The sequence below is a fragment of the Pantoea sp. 1.19 genome, from assembly GCF_001922585.1.
GTDB lineage: Bacteria > Pseudomonadota > Gammaproteobacteria > Enterobacterales > Enterobacteriaceae > 1-19.
This window is the reverse complement of sequence record NZ_MRBS01000023.1, coordinates 1-5,305: the sequence shown is the minus strand read 5'-3', so window position 1 is coordinate 5,305 and position 5,305 is coordinate 1. Positions and strand designations below refer to the sequence as shown.

Annotated in this window: 5 protein-coding genes; all 5 read left to right on the top strand. The window is 45.4% G+C overall.

Features of this window, described 5'->3' with window-relative positions:
* Positions 1-785 (top strand): type VI secretion system Vgr family protein (locus BS626_RS17825; protein WP_139308875.1); only part of this gene is annotated, 785 nt, incomplete at its 5' end.
* Positions 786-794: 9 nt separating this feature from the next.
* On the top strand, positions 795-3,173 hold the full coding sequence (locus BS626_RS17820) for a hypothetical protein (RefSeq protein WP_240494336.1): 2,379 nt from the start codon (positions 795-797) through the stop codon (positions 3,171-3,173).
* Positions 3,160-4,074, top strand: coding sequence for a hypothetical protein (locus BS626_RS18500; RefSeq protein WP_139308874.1), 915 nt, complete (start codon positions 3,160-3,162; stop codon positions 4,072-4,074). Before BS626_RS17820 ends, BS626_RS18500 begins: the two co-directional genes overlap by 14 nt.
* Positions 4,075-4,255: 181 nt before the next feature.
* On the top strand, positions 4,256-4,495 hold the full coding sequence (locus BS626_RS18190; protein ID WP_083615990.1) for a hypothetical protein: 240 nt from the start codon (positions 4,256-4,258) through the stop codon (positions 4,493-4,495).
* 461 nt (positions 4,496-4,956) lie between these two features.
* On the top strand, positions 4,957-5,305 hold a 349-nt coding region (locus tag BS626_RS17810), incomplete at its 3' end, for a contractile injection system protein, VgrG/Pvc8 family (protein ID WP_371328517.1).

The following is a 5,305-nucleotide window of genomic DNA, read 5'->3' as shown; positions in this document are numbered from 1 at the left end:
TGGTCAACGGCCAGCGTGAAAAGCGCGGGGCCGGTTTTGAACTGCGAACGGATGAGCATGGCGCAGTCCGCGCGGCAAAAGGGCTGTTCCTGACGGCGGATGCCCAGGCCAAAGCGCAGGGGCCGGTGCTGGAAATGGCCCCTGCGATAAACCAGATTAACCAGGCCAACCGCCAGATGCAGGCCCTGAACGGCGCCGCCGAAGCGGCCGGCGCGCTGGTATCCGATATCAACACGCAGATAAGCCTCGTCACCGACAGAATCAAAGACCTACAGTCAGCGGTCCTGCTGTGCAGCGCGCCGCAGGGGGTGGCACTGACCTCAGGCGAGCACCTTCAGCTCAGCAGCACCCGCAACACCATGATCAATGCCGGTCAGCATCTTGATGTCGGTGCGATGAAAAATCTTTCTGTAACGGTAGAAAAAAACCTTGGGATGTTTGTGAATAAAGAGGGGGCGAAGCTGGTTGCCAACCAGGGAGACATCGAGATTCAGGCTCAGCACAACACGATGGCGCTTATGGCAAAGCAGCAGGTGCTGATAACCAGCAGTGAGGACGGGATTTCCATCAGCACGCCGGAAACGCTGACGCTGAATGGCGGCGGATCGTATATGAAGCTGAGTAAAAACGGCATTGAGCACGGTTCTGAGGGGATGATGGTGATGAAAGTGGCGAATTATCTGGTTCCCGGTACAAAAGCATCATTAAAAGGCGTCACGGAGACGTTCAGGAAAGGCACACTGGACCTGGTCCCTCCCCAGCGGCGAGGAAGGTTTTCACGGTAAGGAGCAACTATGAAAATCAGCTATCCTCTCAGGGACACCAACGGTAAAGCATTTTGCTCACTGGATGAGGTTATGCGGCTTATCGACGGCGAGGCGCACGGAACCTGGTTACTGGGGGCAAATGGCCTCTGGCATGGCGGGATCCATATCAGCGATATCTCTAATCCTTTTTCCGCCCTGAACCCTGATGCGATCAATACCGGGGAACCTGTGCCGCTCCAGTTTATGGCAGACGGTACTATCGTCGCGTACCGGTTAAACCATGACTACCTGACCGCTCCGTACTGTGGACAACAACTGCGTTACAGCAGCAGCTTTGTGCTGGTGAAATCACTATGTAAACCCGATCCGCAAAAGGAAAAAAGCTGGCTGGAATTTTACAGTCTGTATATGCATCTGGCCCCGGTCGCGGATTATCCGAAGTCGCCCTGTTACAAAGTCAGAGACGGCCATAGCGGCATACGGTTACGCCAGTATAAAAGCGGGCAAAACGGGCTACCGGACGGAGAACCGGATAAGGGGGAAGCCGGGACTTATTCTGCCCCGGCAAAAACGAAAAAGAGCCTGAAGGCGGGCGACCGCTTTGTCTCCTCCCGGACCGGGCGTTTTTATGTGGCGAAGAACGGCAAAGCTACCCTGACGACCTTTGGACTGGTGCGTTTACTACAAGAAAATATTCCCGGGCATGAGCAGTACTGGGTGACGCTGGATCCGGAACTGATGGAGCAGGACGGTGAAATGCAGGCGCTGATGCCGGGGTGGATGCAGAGGGCAAAACAAAAAGGCGCTTTTGACTCTGTGGCGCTAACGGGCGAAACGGAAGAGTGGAAGGTCAGTGCCGGAACGCCCGTCGGCTTTATGGGATGTATGGAATCCCCGGGAGAGGGGAGTCATCTTGTGGACAAAGAGTGGTTCGTGCATCTGGAGGTGCTGAGTACAGACCCGAACATGCCGGGATTTTTATCCAACCCTGAAAAAGTGAAAGGTGATAAACGCTCCGTTCTGGTGCCAAAAGGAAAAACCCTGTTTACCCGGCAGGATACCCCGGGACAACCCGTCTTTACCGCGACATCAGCGCGACTGAGCGCACAGTGCCTGCTCCCCCGGGAGTCGGCAACGCCTGTTACGGATGAAGCGCAAAAAGGGTGGTATAAGGTCAGCGGAAGCGGCTGGTTGCCGCAAGGTGATGTGGAAGAGGTGGGGCAGTACGACCTGCTGAAACTGGGTTTCCAGGCGCTGGAGGAAAGCAGCGGCGGTGATGTGATGAACAGCGCACATGAAAGCTGGATACCTCAGGCGTTTGGCGCGATAAGCCGAACCGCTGAACAGGGTGCGGGGTATCAGTACGGTCTGGTGCCGCCGTTTTATCGTGACCTGATAGCAGAGATGGACAGCAACCAGGACGGGAAAGTGACGGCAGAGGAAATCAGGCAGGCGCTGGCAGTGCGGGATCCGCTGGTGAAGAACGTGGTGAACCGGCTGGTGGTCAAACACCACAGTGAGTGGTGTAGGGGCCGTTCGACAGGCCGCTGGGAAGGGTTTTATAAGGATCTGGATGTCCTGGAGGTGAAATACTGTGAGAAATGGCAGGCGGATCTGGAATGGATGAGTCAGGTGCCCCCCTTTGATAAGGATGAAGCGGTATGGCATTTTCATCCGGTGGTGTTTTTGGATGAATTGAAAATGAAGGCTAAGTGGTTTGATATCGAAAAGTTTATCTCGATTTATAAAATACAGCATCCAGTTAAATTTGGTTTTTATGACCGAGGAGTAAAAATAAAAATACCCGATTTGAATTCCGCCTCGGAATCATCGCTTCGAAAATTATTGCTTGAGATGAGAGAGCAATACTATAAGTATTTTGATGAATTCAATGCCAGATATGTTGCATATATGCTTGCTACGCTAAGGATAGAGTCTTATAAATATGAGGAAAGACATTTCTTTGCACCTACATCTGAAAAAGTATCTTACGTTCAGGCTGAGATTGATTATGGTTCAGGACCGACAGCTGCTAATAGGATGCGTGCTATAAAAAATCATAATACCGAAATGGGTGATGGTTACAAATATAGAGGGCGAGGATTGGTGCAATTAACATGGAAAATAAATTATGAAAAATTTAAAATCCTGACCGGTGAAGATTTAGTTAAGTTACCAGATAGTGCATCTACGTTGCCAGTAGCGGTTAAAATAATGATGATGGGAATGAGAGATGGAAAGTTTAGATCTGGTCATGCATTAGAAAAATATCTTGGTGGTTCGAATAGTGACTATTTCAATGCAAGGCTTATAATAAATGGATACGTACATGGTAAACCTGATAAAGCTGATGAGTTTGAAGATTTCTCCAAATTATTTGAGGCAATCATACATGAAAGCTTTTAAATGCATTGTAGGCTTGTTTTTTTTGTCGCTAATAACACCAACAATCACAATTGCTAGTGGACTATCTTGCATGGAAACAAGCGATAAAAAATGTGATTTTATAGCAAAAACAAAAGGTAATGATATTTATATTTATGTTGCTGAAAAAAACACCCTTATTTTTTCTATTCCTGAAATTGAAAGCGCTGTTGAAACAATAGATTTTTTAAAAAAAGGTAGTAAGTATATGCTTATTAGAGAGGTGTCAAATAGTAACAAAACAAAGGAGGTATTATCATTTAATTCTAAACTTAATGACTTTTCATATCTGTATCTGACGAGTGATATTGACTTCAACCAAAACGAAAAGTATTGGCATGGTATCTATTGTGAATCATCTAACATTTCAATTTCAGAGTCAGTAACTTCTCCGTTTGAATGGGCATTTGTTAAGATATGCAAAAAACATTCTGAAACGCATAGTGAATATAAATATGTTGGTTCTGACCTGTATTTTTCTTTAGATAGTGTTCTTAATGGGGTGGTGGGAAAGATGCAATTAATTGCCCTTAATGCGAAAGATAGTGATAACATGAATATTGCGAATTTTGGTTGTTTGGAAAATTGTCCTTCATATGAAAAATTTACAGGTAAGATTGACAATAAATATGTAATAAAAATGTCTCTCAATATTGACGAAGGAAGGGTTGAAGGGAGTTATTATTACGATAGGGTGAAAAAAAATATTCCTTTAATAGGGAGAATAAACAAAAATAAAATAATTCTTAATGTTAAGGGAAGGGATGGGGAAATTGAAGAGGTTTTTAGTGGGGTTGTAGATGGTAATATTATTGGCGGTACATGGAATAAAAAAAATAACACCTTGTATAACTTCATAATATATAGATCATTAATTGAATAATTAATGCAAGATACAAATTTACTCGAAAATATAGAAAGCCTGTCCTGACGTTAGAGAAATATCTAGGAGTGTTTATTCATAAGGAAGAGACGAAGGTTGTCGCCAATCTTAGAGGTATCCTGATCGTGTTCGGAGGTTTAATGCGGTAGCCCAATTGTTAAAAATTGATAAGGTGTAATATATGCATGCATTTATATTAGAATTGCTTTTGTTGATTTCTTTTTATGCATCAGCCGCTTATGACATCGTACAAGGGCCATTTAAGCTAGATGCTAATGATAGTGTTTATATTAAGAAGGAGGATGATGCTAATTATCCATTAGCTTTTTATTTCGAAACTAATGGTAATAGTATCAAAGTGGAGTCTTACGATGTCGATGGTAGTGAAACTCATGTGGAAACGGTTTTTTTACAAAAATAAATAATAAAAAATTTGTAATTGTATTAATCTCATGGGAACAACGGCACTCTGCGGAAAAGATAAATGGAACTGCGTATCAAGTTTATGGTTATAACTATTCCCTTAATAGCCTTTCTATAAACCCTTCTATAAAAAAAGACCAGAATCTTAATGGCCTTAATGGAGAGTTTAATGGTGAAGAGTTACATTTCAAATATAAAAATGCAGCAGAAATCAAGACGTATCTACAATCCCATTATAAATAATTCCGGAAAGCTTTGGTGCGACTCGTTAAGCTAAAGACACATCCAGCTCAAAGGATTTAAGGCGGATTTGAAGAGAAAGATGCAAAGTGTAGCGATGGACAATGAATACCTTACTTCAGTCCAGGCGGGCTACGGGATCTCGTAATTTTGCCCTACCAGGGATGAGGAAGAAGGCATCGTGCTGACATTTGACGAACAGGAAGAAGGAACGCGGCAATGAGTGGATCACTGATGAATAAAGGACTCAGTCTGACAGAAAAGCTGATCGGCCAGTCACGTTACCGGGTTGATGTGCATGGCTGCACGGAATGTCTGGATGTCTTGCACTTCAGCGCGGTGGAGTCCCTCAGCCAGCCCTGGCGCTATGACGTGGCGGTGACCTGCACCTCTGGAGATATCGCCTGCGAAACGTTACTGCTGAAGCCGGCGTCATTTACCTTCCAGACCCCGATGTTTGACGGGACACCGGCGCTGCCGGTCCGGACGGTATTCGGCGTGGTAAAATCGTTTCGCCGCGTCTCCTCGTCGAATGATGAGACCCATTACGCGCTGACCCTCGTTTCCC

Excerpts from the sequence above, each read along its gene's own strand:
- BS626_RS18500 (WP_139308874.1), top strand. The coding sequence starts at position 3,160 with ATGAAAGCTTTTAAATGCATTGTAGGCTTGTTTTTTTTGTCGCTAATA.
- BS626_RS18190 (WP_083615990.1), top strand. The coding sequence starts at position 4,256 with ATGCATGCATTTATATTAGAATTGCTTTTGTTGATTTCTTTTTATGCA.
- BS626_RS17820 (WP_240494336.1), top strand. The coding sequence starts at position 795 with ATGAAAATCAGCTATCCTCTCAGGGACACCAACGGTAAAGCATTTTGC.